The 22,639-nt window shown below is 48.3% G+C and carries 20 protein-coding genes and 3 pseudogenes; 12 read left to right on the plus strand and 11 right to left on the minus strand.

Going from position 1 to position 22,639, the window contains the following annotated elements:
* The first annotated feature begins 1 nt into the window (after position 1).
* Positions 2–478 (plus strand): glycosyltransferase, encoded by a 477-nt coding sequence (locus HQRW_RS09020; protein ID WP_049891906.1) that lies wholly within the window; start codon positions 2–4, stop codon positions 476–478.
* 588 nt (positions 479–1,066) lie between these two features.
* Entirely contained in the window at positions 1,067–1,564 is a 498-nt protein-coding gene (locus HQRW_RS09030) for an SAM-dependent methyltransferase (RefSeq protein WP_049891909.1), read from the plus strand.
* A 258-nt stretch (positions 1,565–1,822) separates the two neighbouring features.
* On the opposite strand, the gene HQRW_RS09035 is transcribed toward HQRW_RS09030, so the two are convergent.
* Both HQRW_RS09035 and HQRW_RS09040 read right to left on the minus strand, forming a co-directional pair.
* Entirely contained in the window at positions 1,823–2,332 is a 510-nt protein-coding gene (locus HQRW_RS09035) for an FkbM family methyltransferase (protein ID WP_014556350.1), read from the minus strand.
* Between the two features lie 322 nt (positions 2,333–2,654).
* Positions 2,655–3,653: pseudogene (locus tag HQRW_RS09040) on the minus strand (IS5-like element ISHwa20 family transposase).
* Between the two features lie 25 nt (positions 3,654–3,678).
* Here HQRW_RS09040 and HQRW_RS15100 point away from each other — a divergent pair.
* Positions 3,679–3,855, plus strand: a pseudogene (locus HQRW_RS15100) (IS6 family transposase); the annotation flags it as partial.
* Between the two features lie 353 nt (positions 3,856–4,208).
* Positions 4,209–5,333, plus strand: a complete 1,125-nt coding sequence (locus HQRW_RS09045; RefSeq protein ID WP_014556352.1) for a glycosyltransferase family 4 protein — start codon at positions 4,209–4,211, stop codon at positions 5,331–5,333.
* 44 nt (positions 5,334–5,377) lie between these two features.
* Here the strand turns inward: HQRW_RS09045 and HQRW_RS15870 are convergent, their stop codons facing one another.
* On the minus strand, positions 5,378–5,551 hold the full coding sequence (locus tag HQRW_RS15870; protein WP_158307749.1) for a hypothetical protein: 174 nt from the start codon (positions 5,549–5,551) through the stop codon (positions 5,378–5,380).
* Between the two features lie 103 nt (positions 5,552–5,654).
* On the opposite strand from HQRW_RS15870, the pseudogene HQRW_RS15585 reads away from it, so the two are divergent.
* A pseudogene (locus tag HQRW_RS15585) lies at positions 5,655–5,811 on the plus strand (IS4 family transposase); the annotation flags it as partial.
* An 838-nt stretch (positions 5,812–6,649) separates the two neighbouring features.
* Here HQRW_RS15585 and HQRW_RS09050 read toward each other — a convergent pair.
* From HQRW_RS09050 to aglG, 4 genes are all read right to left on the minus strand, one after another.
* The gene (locus HQRW_RS09050; protein WP_014556353.1) at positions 6,650–8,023 is read right to left on the minus strand and encodes a surface carbohydrate biosynthesis protein; all 1,374 of its coding nucleotides are present in this window, start codon (positions 8,021–8,023) and stop codon (positions 6,650–6,652) included.
* 241 nt (positions 8,024–8,264) lie between these two features.
* Positions 8,265–9,092, minus strand: a complete 828-nt coding sequence (locus tag HQRW_RS09055; protein WP_014556354.1) for an IS5-like element ISHwa1 family transposase — start codon at positions 9,090–9,092, stop codon at positions 8,265–8,267.
* A 302-nt stretch (positions 9,093–9,394) separates the two neighbouring features.
* Entirely contained in the window at positions 9,395–10,525 is a 1,131-nt protein-coding gene (locus HQRW_RS09060) for a glycosyltransferase family 4 protein (RefSeq protein ID WP_014556355.1), read from the minus strand.
* A gap of 38 nt (positions 10,526–10,563) precedes the next feature.
* Positions 10,564–11,481 (minus strand): glucosyl-dolichyl phosphate glucuronosyltransferase, encoded by a 918-nt coding sequence (aglG, locus tag HQRW_RS09065; protein WP_014556356.1) that lies wholly within the window; start codon positions 11,479–11,481, stop codon positions 10,564–10,566.
* 576 nt (positions 11,482–12,057) lie between these two features.
* Here aglG and aglJ point away from each other — a divergent pair.
* Positions 12,058–13,257 (plus strand): S-layer glycoprotein N-glycosyltransferase AglJ, encoded by a 1,200-nt coding sequence (aglJ, locus tag HQRW_RS09070; protein WP_014556357.1) that lies wholly within the window; start codon positions 12,058–12,060, stop codon positions 13,255–13,257.
* A gap of 187 nt (positions 13,258–13,444) precedes the next feature.
* Here aglJ and HQRW_RS09075 read toward each other — a convergent pair whose 3' ends face one another.
* Positions 13,445–13,771 (minus strand): hypothetical protein, encoded by a 327-nt coding sequence (locus HQRW_RS09075; RefSeq protein WP_011571919.1) that lies wholly within the window; start codon positions 13,769–13,771, stop codon positions 13,445–13,447.
* A gap of 447 nt (positions 13,772–14,218) precedes the next feature.
* Here HQRW_RS09075 and HQRW_RS09080 point away from each other — a divergent pair, with 447 nt between their 5' ends.
* A complete protein-coding gene (locus tag HQRW_RS09080) occupies positions 14,219–14,431 on the plus strand; it encodes a ribbon-helix-helix domain-containing protein (protein ID WP_011571920.1) in 213 nt (70 codons plus the stop codon).
* Between the two features lie 289 nt (positions 14,432–14,720).
* Here HQRW_RS09080 and HQRW_RS09085 read toward each other — a convergent pair whose 3' ends face one another.
* From HQRW_RS09085 to HQRW_RS09095, 3 genes are all read right to left on the minus strand, one after another.
* Complete coding sequence (locus HQRW_RS09085; RefSeq protein WP_014556358.1) at positions 14,721–15,152, minus strand: hypothetical protein; 432 nt, start codon at positions 15,150–15,152, stop codon at positions 14,721–14,723.
* Between the two features lie 174 nt (positions 15,153–15,326).
* On the minus strand, positions 15,327–16,025 hold the full coding sequence (locus HQRW_RS09090; protein ID WP_014556359.1) for a hypothetical protein: 699 nt from the start codon (positions 16,023–16,025) through the stop codon (positions 15,327–15,329).
* A gap of 259 nt (positions 16,026–16,284) precedes the next feature.
* Positions 16,285–16,581 carry a DUF5779 family protein gene (locus HQRW_RS09095; RefSeq protein WP_011571923.1) on the minus strand — a complete coding sequence of 99 codons (297 nt, stop codon included), beginning with the start codon at positions 16,579–16,581 and terminating at the stop codon, positions 16,285–16,287.
* 294 nt (positions 16,582–16,875) lie between these two features.
* Between HQRW_RS09095 and HQRW_RS09100 the strand changes: the two genes are divergently transcribed.
* The 5 genes from HQRW_RS09100 to ilvC all read left to right on the plus strand — a co-directional run bounded on the left by HQRW_RS09100 (position 16,876) and on the right by ilvC (position 22,632).
* Positions 16,876–18,243, plus strand: a complete 1,368-nt coding sequence (locus HQRW_RS09100) for a LeuA family protein (RefSeq protein WP_014556360.1) — start codon at positions 16,876–16,878, stop codon at positions 18,241–18,243.
* Positions 18,244–18,662: 419 nt separating this feature from the next.
* Positions 18,663–18,914: a hypothetical protein gene (locus HQRW_RS16505; protein ID WP_231852299.1), complete on the plus strand. Its 252-nt coding sequence runs from the start codon at positions 18,663–18,665 to the stop codon at positions 18,912–18,914.
* Between the two features lie 33 nt (positions 18,915–18,947).
* Complete coding sequence (gene ilvB, locus HQRW_RS09110; RefSeq protein WP_014556362.1) at positions 18,948–20,747, plus strand: biosynthetic-type acetolactate synthase large subunit; 1,800 nt, start codon at positions 18,948–18,950, stop codon at positions 20,745–20,747.
* The gene (ilvN, locus tag HQRW_RS09115; protein ID WP_014556363.1) at positions 20,744–21,517 is read left to right on the plus strand and encodes an acetolactate synthase small subunit; all 774 of its coding nucleotides are present in this window, start codon (positions 20,744–20,746) and stop codon (positions 21,515–21,517) included. Before ilvB ends, ilvN begins: the two co-directional genes overlap by 4 nt.
* The gene (ilvC, locus tag HQRW_RS09120; protein WP_014556364.1) at positions 21,514–22,632 is read left to right on the plus strand and encodes a ketol-acid reductoisomerase; all 1,119 of its coding nucleotides are present in this window, start codon (positions 21,514–21,516) and stop codon (positions 22,630–22,632) included. The genes ilvN and ilvC overlap by 4 nt, the downstream gene beginning before the upstream one ends.
* The last annotated feature ends 7 nt before the right edge of the window (positions 22,633–22,639 follow it).

The following is a 22,639-nucleotide window of genomic DNA, read 5'->3' on the forward strand; positions in this document are numbered from 1 at the left end:
GATGGTAAATCCAAGAAATCGTCATAAGAGAGGGGACATATTTCTTGATATTGTCGAAAGTATGCCCTCAGAAGAGTTTCTTTCGGCAGGACTTTATCGAGGCTCAGATCTTAAGCAACGCGCTAACCGTCTTACAAACCTCACGCATATGGGCTGGTGTGATGATATGCGATCGTTTTACAAACAGGCGAATATTGTTATTGTTCCATCACGGGGGAATGAAGCGTTCGGGCGGGCTGCTGCGGAACCAATGATTAGCGGGATTCCATGCGTGGTTAGTGATCGAGGAGGGTTGCCAGATGTAACCGACACGACTGGGAAAATAGTTTCCGATATTGAGTCGGTTGGGGCGTGGCAGAAAGCGATAGAAAGAGCATTGGATAATCACGATCCGGAGGCGCAGATGCGACGAGCGGAGCAATTTTCTGCAAAAAGACAAGGAGAAGAGCTGGTCCAAGTAATAGAAGCAGTTACGTAGGGTCGTTTTACCTCTACAACAGAAACCTTTCTAATGACCCTCAACAATCCACATCATAATGAGTGATAGTGATTAGTGCAAGTATTTACCGCCGTGATTATCCGTGTCAGTGATAGGAGCCGCTGAACCCGCGTCATTCGACACCGCCGGTAAAACTATTCGAAGTAATCACTATGAGACCGTTGAATTTGATACGGTAGGCTGGATCACAGACGAATGGTCAAAGCGGGGGATTACATGTAAAATTCGGCTCATAATCCCAACAATACTCTTTCTACTTTTTTATATTGTTTCTACTTTGGTGTTTGTATTTATTATCCTTCCAGCAAATATATACTATATGCTGCTAAATAAGCGAAAGGAAATTATTGAGAAATGAAGACAAGTTACGTATGACCGCAGAACCCTTATATAGGGTTTCCATCGATGCTAAGTATGAAACCCTACAAAACAGTACGGAAGATATATAACAATACTATCAGAAAGAGCCTCCCCGAAAAAAAGCGCACTCTGGCAGGTGTTGCTGTTCACGACACACCTCTTTTCGATTTGTCCGCTGACAATCCCAGATATAAAATTGGCTTTCTGATGGCGATTCATGACAATATTTCGGAGGGGGATACTGTCGATATTATTGGTTTTGGCCGCGGCGTTTCCACAGTACATATCCTCCGAGCAGGAGCTAAGAAGGTAAACGCCTATGAGGCCGCTTCGGATATGATTACACTTGGTACCGATACCCTAAAGCGAAACGTGGACAGCAATACTGCCAAGGTTGAGATCAAGAACGCGGTGGTTGGGGAACCAGTTGATGTGTACGGTGATTATTCCGACGCGGATTTCATATCTCCCGGTGAGTTGTCAATGTCAGACGTGTTTGTTCTTGACTGTGAAGGAGCTGAAACAGATATTCTGTCGAATCTTGGAACGTACCCGAACACAATTATCTGTGAGACCCATCCGACGAAAGGCGCACCACCAGAAGCAATTGTTGATATCTTAGAAGACGAATACGAAACCTCAATTCGAGAACATAAGCTTTCAGAGCATCCGACGAAGATCGTTGTAGGACATCGGAAGGTGTAATCCCACTACTTGCTGGTTATCAATCTAGGATTCAAAATGACGTACCAATTATAACGTTAAGTGAGAAGAAACTTATGACGTGTACTAGAAATTAGAGTTTCTTTTCATCAATAATAAACTTCCTCGTACCAGTTTCCCACCGAACTTTCGTTTCAAACGAGTTCGCTTGGAGAAGGTCTTCAATTTCTCCCAAATCGTCTTTTTCATGCAGCTCAATCAAAACGCATCGCACATTTTGAAGAGCCTGCGTCATGCCCATTAAACCACTGAGCTCATGCCCTCAACGTCGATTTTTACGATATCTGGTCGGGGAAGTATATCATCCCCTTTCACAAGAGAGGTTTCATATGACCCCTCAACAGAAACCGATCCCCCTCCAGCACCAGCATACTCCTCCGAAACATCAAGATAAGCAGTCCCTTCCTCTTTTGAGAGAGCTATAGAGCGAATATCTATGTCAGACTCGGTTAAATTCGCGTTTTCTTGTAACCGGTTTATATTCGCTAGATGAGGTTCGAACGCAACAACCTGTTCAGCAAATGGACCGGCAAAAAGTGAGTAGGTGCCGATATTCGCTCCGATGTCCCAAACCACGTCGGAGGATTTGATCTGGTTGATGAACGATTCAAGCACTGGTTTTTCACCGCTGAAGGTTGTAACCCGCTTCAGCTCACCCCTGCTTCCGATAATGAATCTCGTTGATTCGCCCCTGATTTCACGTTTGGCAGGGAGATCAAAGAGTGACCGAAGGTAGTATTCGATGTCCATCCCGCCATTCCACCAGAATAGTCGATAAGCTCCTTTAGCAAGTCCAGAAGGGTCTTCATCACGAAGAAGTTGAGTTGACCGCCTGATGATACTCTATCTGCTTCGTTCTTTCAAATAAACGCGTTGTGGTTTGTAAAGAGTGAAAGGGTGAAAATCCCAAGTATATTGCATTACAAGAGTTCTATTAAATCCGGTGACGCGGCGCTGTCTAGTTCAGGGAATTTGAGAAATGAACAGTCATAGTGAGCGGTGGTTATGACATTCGTGGACCTGTTCAAAATAGTATCACGTGTGGATCGTAGAGGGTGCCATACAAGGGTTCTCACACCGTGATCACGGTACTTCCCGGATTGTCTCCTCGTTCGTAGTTGGTGATTGCGACGACGAGGCGCAGACACAACGCGAGGAACACCTACGCTCGTGAATGGACGCGGCCTCGGGCGTGCGTTCGCCCGAGACCGCAGCCCTTGACTGATTCGTTGGTTCGTTCGACGCCACTCCGGCGGTTGTACGTCTCGTCTAGCGTTGATTGCTTCAGCTGAACGTCATTGCTGTGTTTTTCGATGCGGTCTTCTACCCCGTACTCGATGTTTTTCGGGTCGTCGGTGTTTCGTGGATTGTACGGAGCGACTGGCACGACCCCTGCGGTCAGCAGGTGGTCGTGCCACTCGAGCGTGTCGTAAGCGCTGTCTCCAAGCATCCAGATCGGTTTCTCGACGGCGAGTGCGTCACGCGTGACGCGCATCGCCGTCTCTTCTGGTGCTTGTTTGCTCTCGGTGAACTCGGCTGCAATCGGGATCTTTTGCCCGGTCGAGACGATCGTGCAGCCGTAGCCGTAGCCGTAGTAGTACTCGTCATCGGTTGGATCAGAGCACTTCGATGCGTCTGGATCGGCGGGCATTGCTCTCACATCGGTTGAATCGATAGAATACGTTAACTCGAGCAGGCCCCGCAAGGCGACCTGCTCGACGAGATGGTCGAAGACCCGGTCGACGACGTGCTCAAGATCAGTGAGAAAGCGATCGACCGCATCTCTTGACAGCGGTCGATCGAAGCCACAGCTGAGCCAGACAACGGTGTTGTTCAGTTTCCGTGCAACCGGACGGATGCCGTAGATGTTCTTGTAATAGCAATGGAGAAAGCCACGCATCATCTCGGGCGGCTCAAGATCTCGTGTTCGCCCCATCTTCGCCGGGGCGAACACGTCGAACTCTTCAAGAAACTCGAAGGAGAGATGCTCGAACAATGCCAACGTCTCCGTTTCCACGACATTGAAGAACGATTCTACCGAAGGATCATCTTGCAGGGTCGCTGAACTCATTCCACCTCAGCGTTCACCCTGCTCTTTGGTATGCGAACTGTTCTATGACACCCTCGTGGATTGTAATGAAATTTGGGAGGATGAGCGGACCCCGACACCTGTCAGGGCGTTCGGGGTCCGGCTCCATTCGATGGGGCTGTCGGTGCAGGAAGTCGCCGCCGTGTTGGAGTTACTTGGCGTTGATCGCTCTCACGGGGCGGTCTAGAACTGGACGCACGACCTCGCTAATCCCAGGCCGACCCGCCGACGGCTGGAGCTCAACTACTGTATCAGCGGCTACGCTCGTCTGATACTCGCGCATAATTGCAAGAGATAAGCGTTATACTGTAAATATCCGAAAATACCCCCGCTAAAACTAAAACGAATGATACAGCACCACCGAGTTTAATACAACGCTATGCATTATTCTTGACATGGCCTCAATCACCCTTTTTGATAGCCGTCCTCTAAGCCGATCCTGCCTCGAAATACCGAGGAACTGGATGTTACAAATCAACTGTCTTTCGATAGGCGATTGACGAAGGCTTTGTTCGAGAGAGAAGATCAAGAATCATTATGCATATCGCCGTCTCATATAATAAATTCGGAACGTCAAAATCAGGAGGTGCACGAGAGTCTTTGCTGACATTACTCAAGGGAGTTGCCGAACAAAAAGACATCACTGTTGATGTCTACCAAACTCCGCCCGTTGATGATCCACCTGAAACGAACTTCGAGTACTCTATTCACGAACGTGAGTTGCACGAGATTCCGAAACTCACATGGATGAATCAAGTATTCACTCGACGTCAGTGGGGTAGATACCTAAAAAAACAATTAACGCCGGATCACGAGCTCCTGATTACACAGAACGCGCTGGCTCCAGTTTCGGTTCAGATCGCTGCTGAATTTGAAATTCCGTCCTTATTCTTTGTACGAAGTATGGCGTTGACAGGATACGAAAAATACGACCCATCCTGTAACTACCTCTCGAACTTCGTGAACACTGATATTGGAGGCCGCATTCAGTATCACTTCCTCTGGAAGAACTTTCAGGAGTACAAACGAGCGGCGCAGCTGGCAACATACACGATCGCGAACAGCGAGTTTACTGCAGGTTTGATCGACGAATTATTTGATGTAGAAGGACCCATCATCAATCCACCAATCGAACTGGAAGAATATCGGGTAGAGTACAATCCAAACGGCTTTATTACAATGGTTAACCCTCGAGCAGCGTACAAGGGCGCAGATATATTTCTTGACATCGCTGACGAGATGCCTGATGAAGAGTTCTTGTTGGTTGGACCGATTTCGTCTTCAGAAATCAAATCATGGGCCCAACAGGCTCAGAACGTCCGTCATTGGGAATGGTGTGACGATATGCGAGAAGCATATTCTGTAACAAAATTGGTGGTTGTGCCATCGCGGTGGGAGGAACCGTTTGGACGTGTGCCAGCTGAAGCGATGGTAAGTGGGATTCCGTGCGTGGTTAGCGATCGTGGAGGGCTCCCGGATGTGGTTGGTGAAACTGGAGTAATAGTGGATGATATTGAATCAGTCAAATACTGGAAAGATGCTATTAATCATGCACTCACTAATACCAACGAAGATGCGCAAAAAAACCGGGTTATTCAGTATTCAGCCGAGCAACAGGTACGATCACTAACTGAAATTATAGATGATGCTCAGGACTTGTAGCTCTAAGGTGACAATCCCTAGCCGAAGCCCTGCAGGGATGAATGTCAAGATGTAATAGCAAAAGAGTTGAATCGTGGTAGTGCTGTACCTCCAGCGTCGCTAAATCCAATACCGCCACTCGTGTATAATAAGTCAGTGTGAGTCGTTGACTCAAGAAATGACTGACGACCGTCGTCAGTTTGATCTACCTCATAGACGGAGTACCGTCGGTTCCCCATTCGAGCTCGACTTCGTACCACGTCTCAGAAGTACCGATATTGTACTATTGCTTTGTGAGGTGCCGTCTACTCGAAGGACGATGCGTTGCAAACTATCTCTAAAATCAAGAACTTCCACTCGAAGTCGCTGAACGGTGTCCTATTCGAACTGTTCGCTGCGTTGAGTGGGTTAATTTTGATCGACTGGCTGCGGCAACGCCACCCGGTAGAAAGGTGGCGTGCCGCGAACCGTCCAGAAAGTTCGCACTCACTGTCACTGAAATAATTCGTTGGATTCGTTCGGTTGAACTCATCTCATTCGGTCAGGTCAGCCGTCGCCGAAAGCGACGGCTTTGATCAGAACCGGTCGAAACACGTCGACTGATCTGAACATCGCTTCACTCACCGCTTCAGCTCGGTTGAAATCTTGCCTGATGGAATGGTTTTCGCTCAAGCAGCGAACTCACTCTGACTTTCGAAAAGTCGCTCTCTCGGTGGCTTTATTAACTCGAAACGCGAGAGATTTTCTTCATGTCTCAGTTTAATATTGCTATCGGATCGAAATTTACTGCGATATTCTTTATGATTCTCAGAGGGATGAGGACGTATGACATATGTGAACCGATTTAAATTTTCTTGGAGATACTTTATCGACTCAATAAATTGTTCATATAGTTGATTCTCATGTGTAATCTTACTACTGTCACTTTTTCCAAGGTATCTTCATTAAATGGATTAGCGCTGGTAAAATTTGTATTTATTAATATATACTGATTGTGCTCTTTTCGATATCTGTGTGCCTCCGAATCGTATATTCCTCGAAGATCCTGCTGTAGTAAATCAAATCGCGGGTTTCCAGTCACGCAAACCCGCTTGTCTGGTGATCCTCCTTCATTAATTGCAATCTCAGCAGGGTGGTGCCCCCAGGCTAAGAAATAATCGACATACTGAAGAATTTGTGATGACAGATGTTTTTATACTCTTCATCTGATCTGAACATCCCTGCTTCAGTATCCGGACAAAAAATTCTTGACTTATGCTATTCAATCTGGCGATACAATCTCTCATGACCTAGGCGATAATACATACTATCACCAAATCCCGTTCGGTTAAATACAACTATTCAGGTCTAAGATAATAAGTATTGTTTGTCCGCGGAACCTGTTTGACCGAGACAGCGTCTATTTCGAGGAGTGGTTTCATCTGCTCAATAGTGTCGATGACTTCGTGTCTGTCTAATATAGGGAACTTCTGTCTGCGATATTGTCGTTGCTCCGGAATGGATTCGTCGCCGATGACTTTGTGAAAGCCATCGTAAGCAGCGATAGCCTGATTATGCAAGCTAGAGCTTTTGATACGCTGCTTCAATGAGTCGGCTAAATTTGGTTCTAGTAGGTCGTAGTTTCGCTGCTTGGTCGTATCAAGTGATTCAATAACGTCACACATGAGCTCAGCAGCTGATCCGTTGATGTTGTAGAAGCACTGTTTGAGTTCATTTGTCTGCTCGTCGGTCATCTTGTATGAATCATCAGCTTCAAGCCATGCAGCAATATATTCCGTAAGACCTCTTCGAGACAGCGCTTCGTGGCTTACAATTTGAGGCAGTCGCGATTCGTACTCCTCGTTTTGAACTGGTCGGTACGACACGACAGGCGTACCCATCATTGCGCTCTCGATCCCTGTGGTGCAGTCGTGGTGAATTACGACACTCGAACCCGCGATCCAGTCTCGGACATCTCTAGCGTCCTCAACGTGTATGTGTTCATATTTTCTGAATGCCGCTTCATACGTTTCGTTCTCTTCTGATGGATGTGGACGGATGACGATATGCGTCTCTGGGAATTCCGTTTGAAGATGGTATATCACCTCGATAAACAAATGGAAAATGCGATTATTGTAGCTTATTCTCGAACTACTGGATGGATCATAAACTTCCTCTGAGCTGTTTATCAACTTCTCACTCCATGGGTTTGCACTCGAAAAGTTCCCGTTGATGAGGATGAATCGCCCATATTTTTCAATAAGTGTTTTTGCCCGCTCTTTATAAATAAAACGGCGATTGGGGTGAAGAAGATCAAATCGCGGATTCCCAGTCACGTGTATTTTGTCAGTGCCTGAATAATGCTTCCGTACCGCACTTGCGGGCTTCTCACCCCACGCATAAAACGCATCGATATGATTGAGTAACTCTGTCTTGTTGATTGCGAATCGATCTATCGACTCGAATACGGCGCCTTCTGTATCAAGTCCACAGACTGTAATCCCTGCATCATCCATCTGTTTGAGGAATTCAATGTTTCCGTCTCCAGGATCCTTCGTGATGTGTATGTCCGGCTTTATTATTTCCAGAGCGTGTCGAATTTCGAAAGAGGGTCCGAGGACTACGCTGTAACCGCGCTCTACCGCATTTAATCCGACCCAGAGTTTCCCGTCAAACTCTCGTATCTTCGTCTCAATAGGTATAGATATTATTTTTTGATTATGATTATTCATCAATTAAATATATTTCTGTTGTCGCATTTTGAGTATTTAAATCCGGCGTAAGCCGGTAGTGACAACCTGATGTCTGTGATTAGCGACCAAAACTCAGAGCCGTCATCAGGAGAAACGAACGCAGTCAAGTTCAATTCTACCCACTCCGTTTCGAGGGAATTGTACTCGCTGCTCGACGCAGTCGACAGCGAGTCCGTTGCCGACGAGTTGGCCGTGGTGAATCGCCAGACGTAGCGTAATTTCACGGTTTTACCGCCTGCTTAATGTTGTGAACCGCACACATCAGGACGAGTTCACGAAATTCGCCGTACCAAGATCGCGCACGCACGGCGTCGCCGAGCGTGCGCTTGATCGTCGAGAAGACTGTCTCACACATCGCTCGTTGACGGTATTGAGGTCCATCGATCCGCGCGTTATGCGCGTGATCGATAGGCCGGAACTCACGATGCTTGATCAACGGTCTCACGCCGTCTTCGCGTAGTTTCTCGCGTAACTCCATCCAATCGTAGCCTTTGTCCGCAGCGAGGCTGGTGAGGTCGCCCGCGTTGCGGCGGGCGACCTGCCAGCCGAGTTGTGTGTCGTGACGCTTCTCGGTCGTACAGTGAACGTCCAGAATGGCTTGGCTTTCTGTGTCCACGAGAGTAGTTGTTTTGAGCGTCTGAACACGGTAATTCGTCCGACGATAATAGTGTTTGCTGGCGTTTTCGCGGTCGAAAAACGTCGCATCGATCGCGGCGTGACCGCTCGGGTCGTGCAGCTGCGCCGAGAGGCGCAGCAGCACTCGCCAGAGTGCTGTCTTGATCCTGTCAAACCACTTCACTAGCGTCGAGTGATGCGGGAGATCAGCTGGTTCAAGCCCGATCTCCCCGAGAATATGTGGCATCTCGCTCAACAGATCTAACGTCTCACGGTAGGACTTTTCCAAGTAAACTCGAAGACAATGGAGTGATACGACAGCGTAGTCGGCGAAGCCGCCACCCCCTTCGGGGGCGGCGACTTCGCCTCGGTCACCAACAGCATTTTTAGCTAACTGAACCGCTTTCTTCGTGAAGCGGGAGATCTTCGACATAGACATCGGCGATTTCCCGCTTCATTCCACTAGTTCTGACGGTCGAAACCGATGCTGTCCAGCGATTCACCAGAGCCATTTAGTGTTAAATGTGGGTGCTCGTCAGTATTAATGAGGTCAGGATCAAGAGCATCGATACCTAAAACGACGAGGGTCGTATTCGACAGCTAGATTGGGAGGTGACATAACCATTCGGTTCGACTGCACGATATATTCTCATTTTCGCTGCATTCAGTATCTTCCACTTGTCATCAGTTTATCAACGCCGTCCCGCGATGACTTCCTTTGGAGTCTCAATCAAGTCACACTGATGTGAGCAATGACTTGTACCGATTGATAGCAGCGTCGAAGCTATACTGATCAACAGCTAGTGAGCGAGCATGTTCACTTATCATTGACAAGGACTCCTCGTTGAGAATTACTGTAACATCTGACATGATTGATGACCCTTCGCGCTGCTGCATACAAAATCCAGTCTCATTTTCTCGAACTACATCTGGGATACCTGCTACCGGCATTGCGTATACTGGTGTTCCGCAAGCCATTCCCTCAAGTATAGTTGTTGGTAATCCCTCGGTTGGGTGTGACGGCATCACAAGAAGCTTCATTCGGTTTAGCTCGGCAGGGATATCATCATGTTCGACCCACCCGGTCAGTTCGACACGACCGTTATGAATCTCATCAGCGAGTTCCTCTTTTAACCAGTCTGCAAGTGGACCGTCACCAACAAATCGAAATGTCACTCTTTCAGGCAATCGTTTGGCTGCGTCCGCCAGCTCGCGAATTCCCTTTTCTTCATCAAGTCGACCGACAAATCCAACGACGCTGTCGCGCTCCGCAAACGGTGTTGTTGGTCGAAACTGCTCTGTATCTACGTAGCGCGCTCCGTGAGGATACACATCCGATGACTCGGGATTGAGCCCCAACTCCCGCGCCATATTCGGGGTGTATGTAACGACCATGTGTGCGGTTGTAAATCCCACACGCTCAAGCAACCACACGGCTCCCGCGAGCATACGGGCAAACAGACCTGGCATCCGCTGTTCCCAATTCAATCGCAATGTCAGCGGAACGTTCCCACGTGGTTCAACGAGTACCGTTTTACCCACTGCGCGGGTAAACAATATTGGCAACAGGTACGCTGTTGCCCCAAAGAATAGTACCACATCCTCAGATCGTTGTCGGAGTACGGCACACATCCGAAGTTGATTCAAAATGAATCGCACTGCAGCAACAGGAACGCTGTCGCCGGCGCCCTTCTGTGTTAGCTCTACCACCTCTCGATTATCCCGAATTGTCGATTCAACAGGCAGATCTGCTGTCACGAGAGAAACAGACCCGAGCTCTGCGAGGATATCCAGTAAGGTTCGTGTCGCATTCTCTCCGGCAGCACTCAGTGGATGAGTGATGACACACACATCACGGTTACCCATGCGTGATAATCTACTGACCGAGGTATATTCCTGTTCGTTCAGTATTTGCTGTATCCGTATAGATATCCGATCCCAACAGTGGCAGTGAATACCCACAGCATAACAAGTTGCGTAATTCTCGCTATCGACGGTGACTGTATTATATTCCGGATGCGTAATAATGTAAAATCTGTAATTAGACGCGTCAGGAACTCTACCTCCTCGTCGTCATTATCATCAAGCAGTGTCTCCATCGCACGTTTCGAGTATCCCTGCCAGAATGCTCGATCTAACAGCCACCCCACTTTCGTCCGATACTGGAACACCTTGTGTGCTACCTCGGCTTCAGGTACATACCAGATCCCCTGGTCATACTCTGTGCGCATTCGCGCGCAAAGTTCCGTTTCCCCACCCTGAAGATTCTTGTCACCTTTCCGACCACCAATACTAACATTGAATCCCCCAAGTTCTTCGAATAAGTTCGTACGAAACGAGATATTCGAGCCAAACGTATTTCGAACCTCCCCAGCTCCATCCGCGAATCCACGATGCGTTACACCAATCAGCCAGTAGAACTCCTCAGGCAGGAACGATGGCTTGCCAGCAATCCATTCGGGTGTCATCTTTCCACCCGTCGCAATCGCATTTTGATTCTCATACGCGTCCACCAGTCGCTCAATCCACTCCTCGTCCGCAATTGCATCGTCGTCGATGAACGCGACTACATCGCCAGTCGCCAACTCTGCACCCCGATTACGACTTTGCAGCAGCCCCACATTCTCGTCATTACACGAGATAATCATATCCTCGTGATTGTCATAATCCTCAAGTATCTTGTCATACACATCTGGCGTTCCGTCAACAATCACGACGAGCTCAACGTTATTGTATGTCTGATTGAGCACACTCTCGGCAGCCTCACAGAAATGATCGTACATATCAAGTGTATACGTACAGAGGACGACCGAGACGTTCACACAAAGTGTGAGCTAGAGAGCAAACTTGAGTGCTTCTATTTCAGGACTAGCCCCGCCCCCGTATTTACCATTGAACATCCAATAGCGTCTATTCGATGGGAACGGATTTACCCCACCCACATCGGCTAATTATGTATATCTGAAGAGCTTCATTCACATTTTCACAATTTATTGCACTGATGGATCGGTCAATAATCCACCAACTGAATGAGATAGGCTAGCGACCAGTCTGTTGAAGCGGTAGTATCACGTTCAACTCTGCTCGGTTTTTTCTGTTTATACCTCTTTGCGCACGCCTCCAGTCGTGCCGTAACTTCGTCCGAAACGACGAGGTGTCCCTCCGAAGCAATAGTCTATGATCTGTTGCATCATCTTCATGAAATAGCATTCGTGATGCAGAATCACCTAATGAGGATATTATTCGAGATATTCATGATGATCGTGAGGACACCCTTGGCGTGGATTGCAAGCGCCTCCACTGACCCCCAGCAACGTATTGAATATATAATATGATTATTAATCAGTTGGAGTATCTGCTCCGGAACCACTTTCAGGTATGCCCGATGATTGTGAGCGATGGCATCGTTCGACGACGTCACCGTCCTTGTGCCAACGTACAATGAGGCTGAGACAGTCGGTCAGGTAGTTGATGACTTCCAAGAGGCAGGATTCGACGATATCCTCGTTATTGATGGGGACTCAACAGATGGAACCGAACGCGTCGCAGCTAATCATGGGGCTCGAGTCGTCACGCAATCTGGCACAGGAAAGGGACAAGCTGTTCGTGAAGCCGTCGAGCGACATATTGACCGAACGTACGTCTTGATGCTTGATGGTGATGCAACGTATCATGCTGATGATGCGGAGGCGATGCTTGAACCGCTCTTCGATGGGAGTGCCGCACATGTTGTTGGTGATCGATTCGCTGATTTGCGTGAGGGGGCGATGACACGATTCAATCAAGTTGGAAATTCGATTATTAACCGAGGATTTCGTGCTGTCCATGGTGATCAAATTCGGGATGTCCTCTCTGGATATCGGGGATTTACACGTGCATCATTTCGTGAGATGACACTCACCGCTGATGGGTTTGGGATTGAAACCGAAATGGCGGTTGAGTGTGCCCGACGCGATATCCCGACAGCTGTTGTTCCGATTACCTACTATCCACGCCCGTCAGGATCCGATACAAATCTTCGACCGGTTCGCGATGGTGGCATCATCTTTCTTGAGTTATTCCGACAGGCGAAGACAAACAATCCGCTGTTTTATTTCGGGAGTGTCGGCGCGCTCTCGACACTCACAGGACTTGGGGTTGCAGCGTATGTTATTATTGAATGGATTACCGTCGGTGTTCCACATGAGATATTAGCTGTCGTCGCTGCCGCTGGGGTGCTCTTTGGTGTGCAATTATTGATGTTCGGAGTGCTTGCGGATCTCATTTACTCATTACATTCGGAAACAATGTCTCGAATCGACTCGGTAATAGAGATGGATCGGACAGAACAGACAGTGGGTAGGATATCTCATGAACGGGATATAGATACTGATAGAAGACCAGACTCAAGCGGATCAACGACACAACCGTCTCATACGGACGCCAATGATACGTTAGGATCCACGACATCGTCTGATGTGAGTGAGGAAGATGCAACCAATAAGAAAGCGACAATCCCGACTGAGCTGGACAAAACACAGCATGAGGATTCCGTGGTTACGAAGGAAGACATCGATACTGAGGATGGGAGTACTCAGACACACGGTAGTGACAGTTGAGAATTCCAACAGTGCATACGCTACATTTCATTGCGATTTATGTACCAGCATATTGATATAACCTCTCCAGCAGTATTGAGGACGCTCTGAGAGATTATTGCTGATATAGCAATAATGCAGATGTGTCAGAAAGCTAGCATAGAGTCTATGCAGTGGTGATTATCGCTCTGGTTAGTATTGTTACAGCTCAGAATGGAAGCATAGACCGAAGCTGTTTCAAGAAGCCACCTGAAGATGTCACCCGATATTCCTCAAACACCGGATGCAATGCATTGAGTAATTCAGTTTTATTATCAAACTCTCCTTTGTCGACATCATCAAATGCTTCAGAGAGAGAAACGGTACTACCGGATGCATCGTATGGAACGGCAGGATCGCCGAGTGCAAGAACAACCTCTCGTGTCGTCGCCGGGAACGTGAGGTCACCCTCTGAAAGATGAGCGTCAAGGGCGGCAATACCGAACGTGAGCGTGTCCGGCTCGTCATCATCCTGCTGTGGTGGTCTAACAGCCATTATGATATTATAGGGGAGCGGGCATGCAAAAAGGCTATCTTCTCCGTAGTTGTATCAATATAATTATTATATGACTGTATATAGTCGAAAAGCGACAGTCAATAGTCTGTGATTTCAGGTGGACTTATGTGATACGTCTCACTGCAAGTCGAGTGTGTTCTTCTGGGGCGAGTACTGATTCGCTCTTACGTGGATGAATCAGACGATTCGTAGTATCAGATAAAATAGAATAGCTGAGTGTAACATATACTAACCGATTCAATAGCAATAGTATATCTCGCTACTATCGTGCATCACATGCCCATGCACGCGATGTAAAATCAGCGAGATAAACATTCAGTGATTCTTGTAAGCCAAGATACCAGCATCAAGAGTAATATTAAGATATACTCAAATCGAATTGGACCGGACATATTTTGAGTATCGACACGTTATGCGTCTGCAGAGATGACCGAGTATACGACTGTTTCTGTCCCAAAGGACCTCGCCGCTCGTGTGGATGAGACCATTGAGGGGACGAGTTTCTCAAGTACGAGTGATCTTGTGCGGTTTCTCCTCCGTAGTATTGTCATTCAACACCAACGTGAGGGACAATTGACTGAGGCAGAATTCGAGGATATTGCCGAGCAACTGTCTGATCTTGGATATCTCGACCAGTAACTCGGACACTATTATCAACATTCTGCGAAATAAATACAATACTGATACTGACAGGGACGCGCATCTTCATAGCCCCGATTGAATAAATTCCCACTATCTCATCAGACGAAAGTCACAGTCATACATAGCCGGTGACAAAATTATCAAACTATCTCGTCGGGTTGTCTTTGATCTTCTATGATACGTTCATGACTGAGAGCAGAACGATTTACTTAATAGATAGTCCGTGCTCGGATACTCTCAACCGGATCCCACGATCCTGATACCAACAACATACGAGCTAATACAATTATTCAGCTTCGATATTGTCTGTGAGTGTTTCTTGTGGTGGGTCAGCATCGATAATATTCATAGAAAGTTCCTGGTTCTCACGATCAAAGGCTGCACAGGCGTCGACATCCCATGGTGGAATCGCAATAAGAACCGCGGCAGCAAAGGTGTCTTCACGAGTTGCAGCGAGCGGTCCCTGTGGATGTGAGACAAACCGAGCACGACCGCTCCCTGCAGGCGTTCCAAGATCAACACCGAATACAGCGGTCACAGACCCGCTTGCGTCGGGAAAATAAAAATGTGTGAGAATCGGTGTCGATGAGTCAACGCCCGTTGCGTCTTCAAACTCACCCGCAGGTGTTGATGCAAGTACGGCACTTACCGATTCAGGATCGCGATCAGCGCTCATCGCTAAGAGTCCATCGAGCAAGCCACGGGTGATATGAACCACATGATGATTGGCATGTGCATAATCAAAACATCGTCGCTCATGTGATGGTTCAATATTTTGAGTATGATTCTAGATATAATTGATAATCTCTCTGAGATGTCCAACGGTGAGAGGATGATTATATCGCGGTCCACTCGCTTAGATTCTTTTATATATACGTCTCGGGTTCGAAGCTCACGAAATCAGTTGTTTAAACGCACGACTGTACGCGCTTGGAAGGTTCGAGCGAGAATTATCAACTGCTGCAGCGAGTGACCGTGCTGCGTTCGACATGATGCCGGTCCCATGACCAACGAGAATGCGCTTCGGTTCGAATCGTGAAAGCGCCTGGCGCGGCGGGAAGGGTCGCAACATCGGATGAATACCGAGTCGTTCACCGGGTGCACAAAAGTATGAAACCGTTCCAACCGCTTCCGGAATAATGAGTGTTCCATTCTCTCGATGAAAGAGTCCAACTTCCTGCCATGGTGGGAGCCCTCGATTGAGAATTTCAAATGCCTCGTATCCGGAGTCGCCAAGTTCATTGCGAAACCGCTCAACCGAATTATCAACTTCGTCGGCAACACCCGACATCCATGTTGGAACATAGATTGGCACGTCATGTCGAGATGCGAGTGCTGCAGCATCCCGGGTGTGTCGGTCAAGCCCGACAACAACGCCAGCAATCTCAGTATTCGCAGACCCGAATGTCGACAGTAATTCATCAACGCCAGGTGCATCAACAGGATCAATCACCCAGAGATTCCCATCATCACCAATAACTGCATGACTGGTACGTTGCATCATCTCATCAGGATACGCAATCCATCCGACACCCTCACTCCAGCGATCAACCTCGCGGTATGTGCTCGCATCGCGACCTTTCATCGGCATATATACGCTCAACACGGTAAGAATATAACAGTAATTGGGATTGCATTGACGAGACCACCACACATAACTGAATAATCATAATTCAACTCATATTTCGGCTCTTATACTGAGAAAAAGATCTTGTGATGGATTTTATACTGGTACCCGGCAAAAGTAGTCTCTCAGTTGATATATAGTAGTGACAGCATTAACTGATGGATTCAACAAGGGTGATTCTGTATTATCTGCATCTGTGTATCGATGAGTCAACAGAGAGACATCACACTCGATCAGTGTCAATACCGGCATCAGGTGGCGTGACAATGAGGAAGCCACGAAAGTGTGTGAGATTGCCGCCAAGATCAACGACAGGGCGGGCAAATGGCTCAGCCAATTCATTGAGGTCGCCATCAACATTGAGCACAAGCACATTCCCAGCCTCAATCGCAGCGAGCCATTCATTCGGATCGGTATCACCGTCAAGTACCCCGAGGATAACGTTTCCACCGAAGTCATCGCCGGTCACTTGCTCAAGATGGGATTCAGCCCCCGAGAGATTAAGATTAAAATCACTCATACGCTGGTAGAAAGAGACGATAGCGAAAAGCATTCTGACAACATGAGGGTATCTCACGTCTCTATTGTATTATGATTGATATTAAGAGGGGATATAAGCAGTTTATATAATAAATTAATCATGAGTTGGAGGAGTGTTTAATATGATAAGTAACTGAAAACAGATGCGCTCATGATATATACAATATAATGATTTGAGATTGAGACGACCAATCATATAGTATCAGGGTATTTTTTCGCTCAAAACAGGCTGAATATTGAGGGATTGTCAATATCGATTCCTAAACGTTTATGTATGTGTCTGTGCAGGACAAAAGTACAATGTCTTACGACGATATGGAGGCTCAGTCGGACACCCCGGCTGGTCGAGTTCTTCCAGGGCACATTAGCCCACATTACTGATTCGGAGATTGACACGGTCCGAATCTTCGACACGACGCTTCGTGATGGCGAACAGTCACCGCGCACATCATTCAGTTATGATGAGAAACGTGACATCGCCGCAACGCTTGATGAGATGGGAACACACGTCATCGAGGCGGGGTTCCCCGTTAATTCTGATGCTGAATTTGAATCCGTCAGTGATATTGCATCTGCAACAGAGACAACCATCTGCGGGTTAGCCCGCGTTGTTGACACCGATGTTGAAGCCGCTCTTGATTCTGGTGTTGGACTGGTTCATGTATTCGTGAGCACAAGCGATGTTCAATTGGCAGATTCAATGCATGCCTCTCGTCAGGAAGCTGTTGATCGTGCTGTTTCAGCTGTCAAGCGTGTGAAAGACGCCGGCGTTGAGGTGATGTTTTCGCCAATGGATGCAACCCGAACTGATGGGGAGTTCCTTGGCGAAATCCTCGAAGCGGTCGATGACGCAGGCGTTGATTGGGTAAATATTCCAGATACCTGTGGGGTCGGAACCCCATCGCGCTTTGCGAGTCTGATTCGGAAAGTGCGGACACACACAGACGCACAGATTGACGTTCATGCACATGATGACTTCGGGTTAGCCACTGCAAATGCACTGGCGGGATTCGAAGCAGGTGCTGCACAAGCACAGGTTTCTGTCAACGGTATTGGTGAACGAGCTGGTAATGCCGCCTTCGAAGAGGTGATAATGGCGGCTGAATCGCTATATGACGTTGACACCGGCATTGATACAACGCGGATCACCGAGATATCGCGACTGATTGAGAATGCAAGCGATATTCCAGTGCCTGGCAACAAGCCGGTCGTTGGGCAGAATGCCTTCTCGCATGAAAGTGGGATTCATGCCGCCGGTGTTATCGAAAACAGTGATACGTTCGAACCAGGCGTGATGACCCCAGAGATGGTCGGTGCAAAGCGCGAGTTTGTTCTTGGAAAACACACGGGGACACACTCAGTCCGGAAGCGATTGGAGGAATCCGGATTTGCCCCGACTGATGAGGAAGTCCGAACAGTCACACGACAGATCAAAGACTACGGTGCGGAGAAAGAGCGCGTGACGGTCGATGTGTTGACGCGATTTGCTCGTGAGAATAATATCGACCGAGAGCGGACTGCTCGGAGTGATACCGACGATGATGGGCACGACGGTGACGGAAGCAATAATACTGATACCACTGATTCCGATTCAGAGTCAACGCCTGATACCGACCCCGACCACGGGGAGGTCCGTATCTAATGTGTTTAGGGCGGAACGCCTTCGACACTGAGTGCTCAGTCTATCGGTGTGTCTCTCATGAACATGAGATGACACCTACACATGAATGGCGAAACCGACAGCATGTGGATAGCACAGTCGATATGGAGTATCGATCGCGACAGTTCATTCGAAGACATAACGTTCTTTATGCTCGACAGCAACCATCAGGTAGTAACGTACATGCGAGCGAATCATCACCGAGATATTGTGGGGAGATCAGAGCTTCACGCTCTACTCCTGACTCACACTCTATCTCAAGCCATCGTGAACGCTGTTCATACTCAGTTGGACAGCGCTCGCGGTATTGGTATCGACGCTCGTATTGTAGGGGCTCCTTAGCCCCTTTATTCACTCAGTTTTCACTTCGTTGTTCGCCTTGTTCGCCTTGTTCGCCGTTGATGTCAGTATTTGAGTGGCATAACACAGTATCAGGATTACCACTGTGGCACGACGCAACAGATGGGAAGTGGGGAGATCCTGAGCATGTGCGCCCGTACTCAATGAACCTGAACCCTAAGATTACAACAACATCACGAACGAAGGCAACCGAGCGTATCACCACAGCATTGAGACAATCAACTAACCCACAAGAACAACTCACATGTGGGAGATATCAATCGCATCCATCGACACGGCAGTCACGATCATGATCACAACCACAACCACGGAGATTACACGAGCTAATGAGTAAGCAAGCATCAACAAACCCAGATATTGAGACGGAAGCAGACACAGACGCAGACGCACAGCCACAGACGCAAACACCATCGCCGGAGACAACAAGTGATGTCCTGCCGATCGAGACCGGTGCAGACGCGGTCATCCGGGCACTCGAAAATGAAGGCATTGAGGCTGCCTTTGGTGTGCAGGGCGGCGCAATTATGCCTGTGTATGACGCATTATACTATTCCGATATTCGTCATGTGACAATGGCACACGAGCAGGGAGCCGCACATGCCGCTGATGCCTTTGGTGTCGTCAAGAACGAACCAGGTGTCTGTATGGCAACCTCAGGTCCTGGTGCAACGAATCTTGTGACCGGAATTGCCGACGCAAATATGGATTCTGATGGAATGCTCGCACTTACCGGGCAGGTTCCCTCAGATATGGTTGGGTCGGATGCATTCCAAGAGACAGATACAATCGGTGTGACGGCACCACTCACGAAGCATAATTACTTTGCCGATGATCCAGATACAATCGGCGATACAGTCGGCGAGGCACTCGCGCTTGCAGATGAAGGGCGACCAGGTCCGACGCTTGTTGACCTTCCAAAGAATATCACAAGTGCCGATACTGAGCGTGAGCCGACTCCTGGTGAACCACCAGCAACAACTCGACCACAATATAGCGCCGATGAAGATGCAGTCCTCACTACGGCGAACGCGATTGAGGAAGCATCACAACCGCTGTTATTATTCGGTGGCGGTGTCATCAAAGCTGATGCAACTGAGGAGGCACGCGCGTTCGCCCGTGAACACGAGATTCCTGTTGTGACCACAATGCCTGGTATTGGGTCCTTCCCTGAGGATGACGACCTTTGTTTATCCTGGGCAGGAATGCATGGCACTGGCTATGCAAATATGGCGATTACGCACACTGATCTTCTGATTGGTGTTGGAACGCGATTTGATGATCGACTCACCAGTGGTATTGATACTTTCGCCCCCGAGGCAGAGATTGTCCATATTGATATCGATCCTGCAGAAATTTCAAAGAACGTCCACGCGGATTACCCACTGATTGGTGATGCTGAGACGGTGCTTGAGCAACTTGATGGAGCCATCGAGACGACACCGGAGACGGCTGAGTGGTGCGAGCAATGTGTTGAATGGCAGGAGACATATCCAATGGATTATGCAATGCCAGAGGATGAGCCACTGAAACCGCAGTTCATCGTCGAGGTGATGGATGAAGCAACAGCAGCAGATACGATCGTCACAAGCGGTGTTGGACAGCACCAAATGTGGGCATCACAGTATTGGACATATACTGAACCACGAACATGGGTGTCGAGTCATGGACTTGGGACAATGGGATATGGGCTTCCCGGCGCAATCGGTGCGCGAATTGCAGCCGATGATGATCAAGATGTTGTGTGTATCGATGGCGATGGGTCGTTCCTCATGACGATTCAGGAACTTTCAGTCGCTGTGCGTGAAAATCTTGATATTACTGTTGCAGTCCTGAATAACGAATATATCGGAATGGTGCGACAATGGCAGGATGCCTTCTTCGAGGGGCGACGAATGGCAGCAGAATATAACTGGTGTCCGGAGTTCGATACACTCGCAGAAGCCTTTGGTGCGGAAGGCTTCCGGATTGATGAATACGATGAGGTTGCAGAGACCGTCGAAGCAGCACTTGCATATGATGGTCCATCGGTGATTGATTGTCATATTGACCCTGCAGAAAATGTCTATCCGATGGTTCCCTCTGGTGGCGCGAATGGAAAGTTCGCTCTGACGGAGGAGCAACTATGAGTTCTGAATCTAACACCGATACGAACGCAGATACTGAAACCAGCACAGAAGCCGAGTCTACAGACACTTCGGCGACGGAGACAGTCGAACGGGGGAATCCAGCCCCTGACACGGATAGTGATCTCCCAGAACATGGACTGAAGGGAGCTGAACCGGATGACCGACCACATCCATCCGGACGACGAAACGAGCAAGGGATCCGTGTTGACCCAGCGGTTGAATCAAGACATGATCCTCGACGTGCAGTCTTATCTGCGCTCGTTGAGGATGACCCTGGTGTACTTTCACGGATTGCTGGATTGATCTCACGACGACAGTTTAATATTGAGAGTCTGACAGTCGGGCAAACAACGATTGAGGGACATTCACGAATCACGATGGTCGTTGAAGAGACAGATCCGAATATCGACCAGATTGAAAGGCAACTCGATAAGCTCAAGCCCGTAATTGCCGTTGGCGAACTTGCTGATGACGCAATTCAGACTGAACTTGTGTTATTGAAAGTTCGTGGTAATGAGCCTGATAAGGTCAATGCAATCACGCAAATGTACGATGGTGAGACGATGGATGCTGATCCACAGACGATTACAATCCAACTCACCGGAGATGAGCAGAAGATAGATAGCGCTATCGACGCATTTGAACAATTCGGAATCATTGAAATAGCTCGAACAGGATACACCGCGTTAGCGCGTGGCGATACAGCGACTGTTCCCGGAGAAAAGCCAGGAACAGCAAATGAACCAACAAAGCCGGCAAACACACGATGACAGAAACGAAGACCCAGACAGAGACAGAGACAGACGAAGAGGAAGGTACAGACACGGACACAGCATTAGATACAACCATATATTACGACGACGACGCAGATCGCGAATATATTGATGATAAAACAGTGGCTGTGCTTGGCTATGGAAGCCAGGGGCATGCACACGCACAGAATCTTGCCGATAGCGGCATTGATGTGATTGTCGGATTATATGAGGGATCAAGCTCTCGAGATGCTGCCAGAGCGGATGGGCTTCGTGTTGAAACGCCAGCAACGGCTGCTGATGAAGCAGACATCGTATCAGTGCTTGTTCCAGACACAGTCCAACCGGACGTATTTGAGGCGATTCAGGATGGTCTTGACGCAGGCAATACATTACAGTTCGCTCATGGATTCAATATTCATTATAATCAGATCCAGCCGCCTGCAGATGTTGACGTCACAATGGTCGCACCAAAGGCGCCAGGTCATCTTGTTCGTCGGAATTACGAAGCTGGTGAGGGAACTCCTGGTCTTGTTGCAGTATATCAGAATACGACTGGAACGGCACGTAAGGAAGCAGTCGCATACGCACATGCAATCGGTTGTACGCGCGCTGGTGCAATCGAGACAACGTTCCGTGAAGAAACTGAGACTGACCTCTTCGGTGAGCAAGCGGTGCTTTGTGGTGGGGCAACGGCACTGGTTAAGCAAGGATATGAGACACTTGTTGATGCTGGATACTCACCAGAAATGGCATACTTTGAATGTCTAAATGAACTCAAGCTTATTGTTGATCTGATGTATGAGGGCGGTCTGAGTGAGATGTGGAATTCAGTGTCAGATACCGCTGAGTACGGTGGACTCACGCGTGGAAATCAAGTGATTGATGAATCCGTCCGTGAAGAGATGGAGTCAATTCTTGAGGGTGTGCAGGATGGAACGTTCGCACGTGAGTGGATTTCAGAGAATCAGGCGAACCGTCCGTCATATACACAATTGAAGGCCGCCGAAGAAGCACATGAGATTGAGGCGGTCGGCGAGCCATTACGTGATCTATTTGCGTGGAGTGACAATGAGGAAACAAATGATGAAAGTGATGTCGTATCAGAGCCAGAGGCTGCTGCTGACGACTAGAAATTAA

Source organism: Haloquadratum walsbyi C23 (assembly GCF_000237865.1).
Taxonomy (GTDB): domain Archaea; phylum Halobacteriota; class Halobacteria; order Halobacteriales; family Haloferacaceae; genus Haloquadratum; species Haloquadratum walsbyi.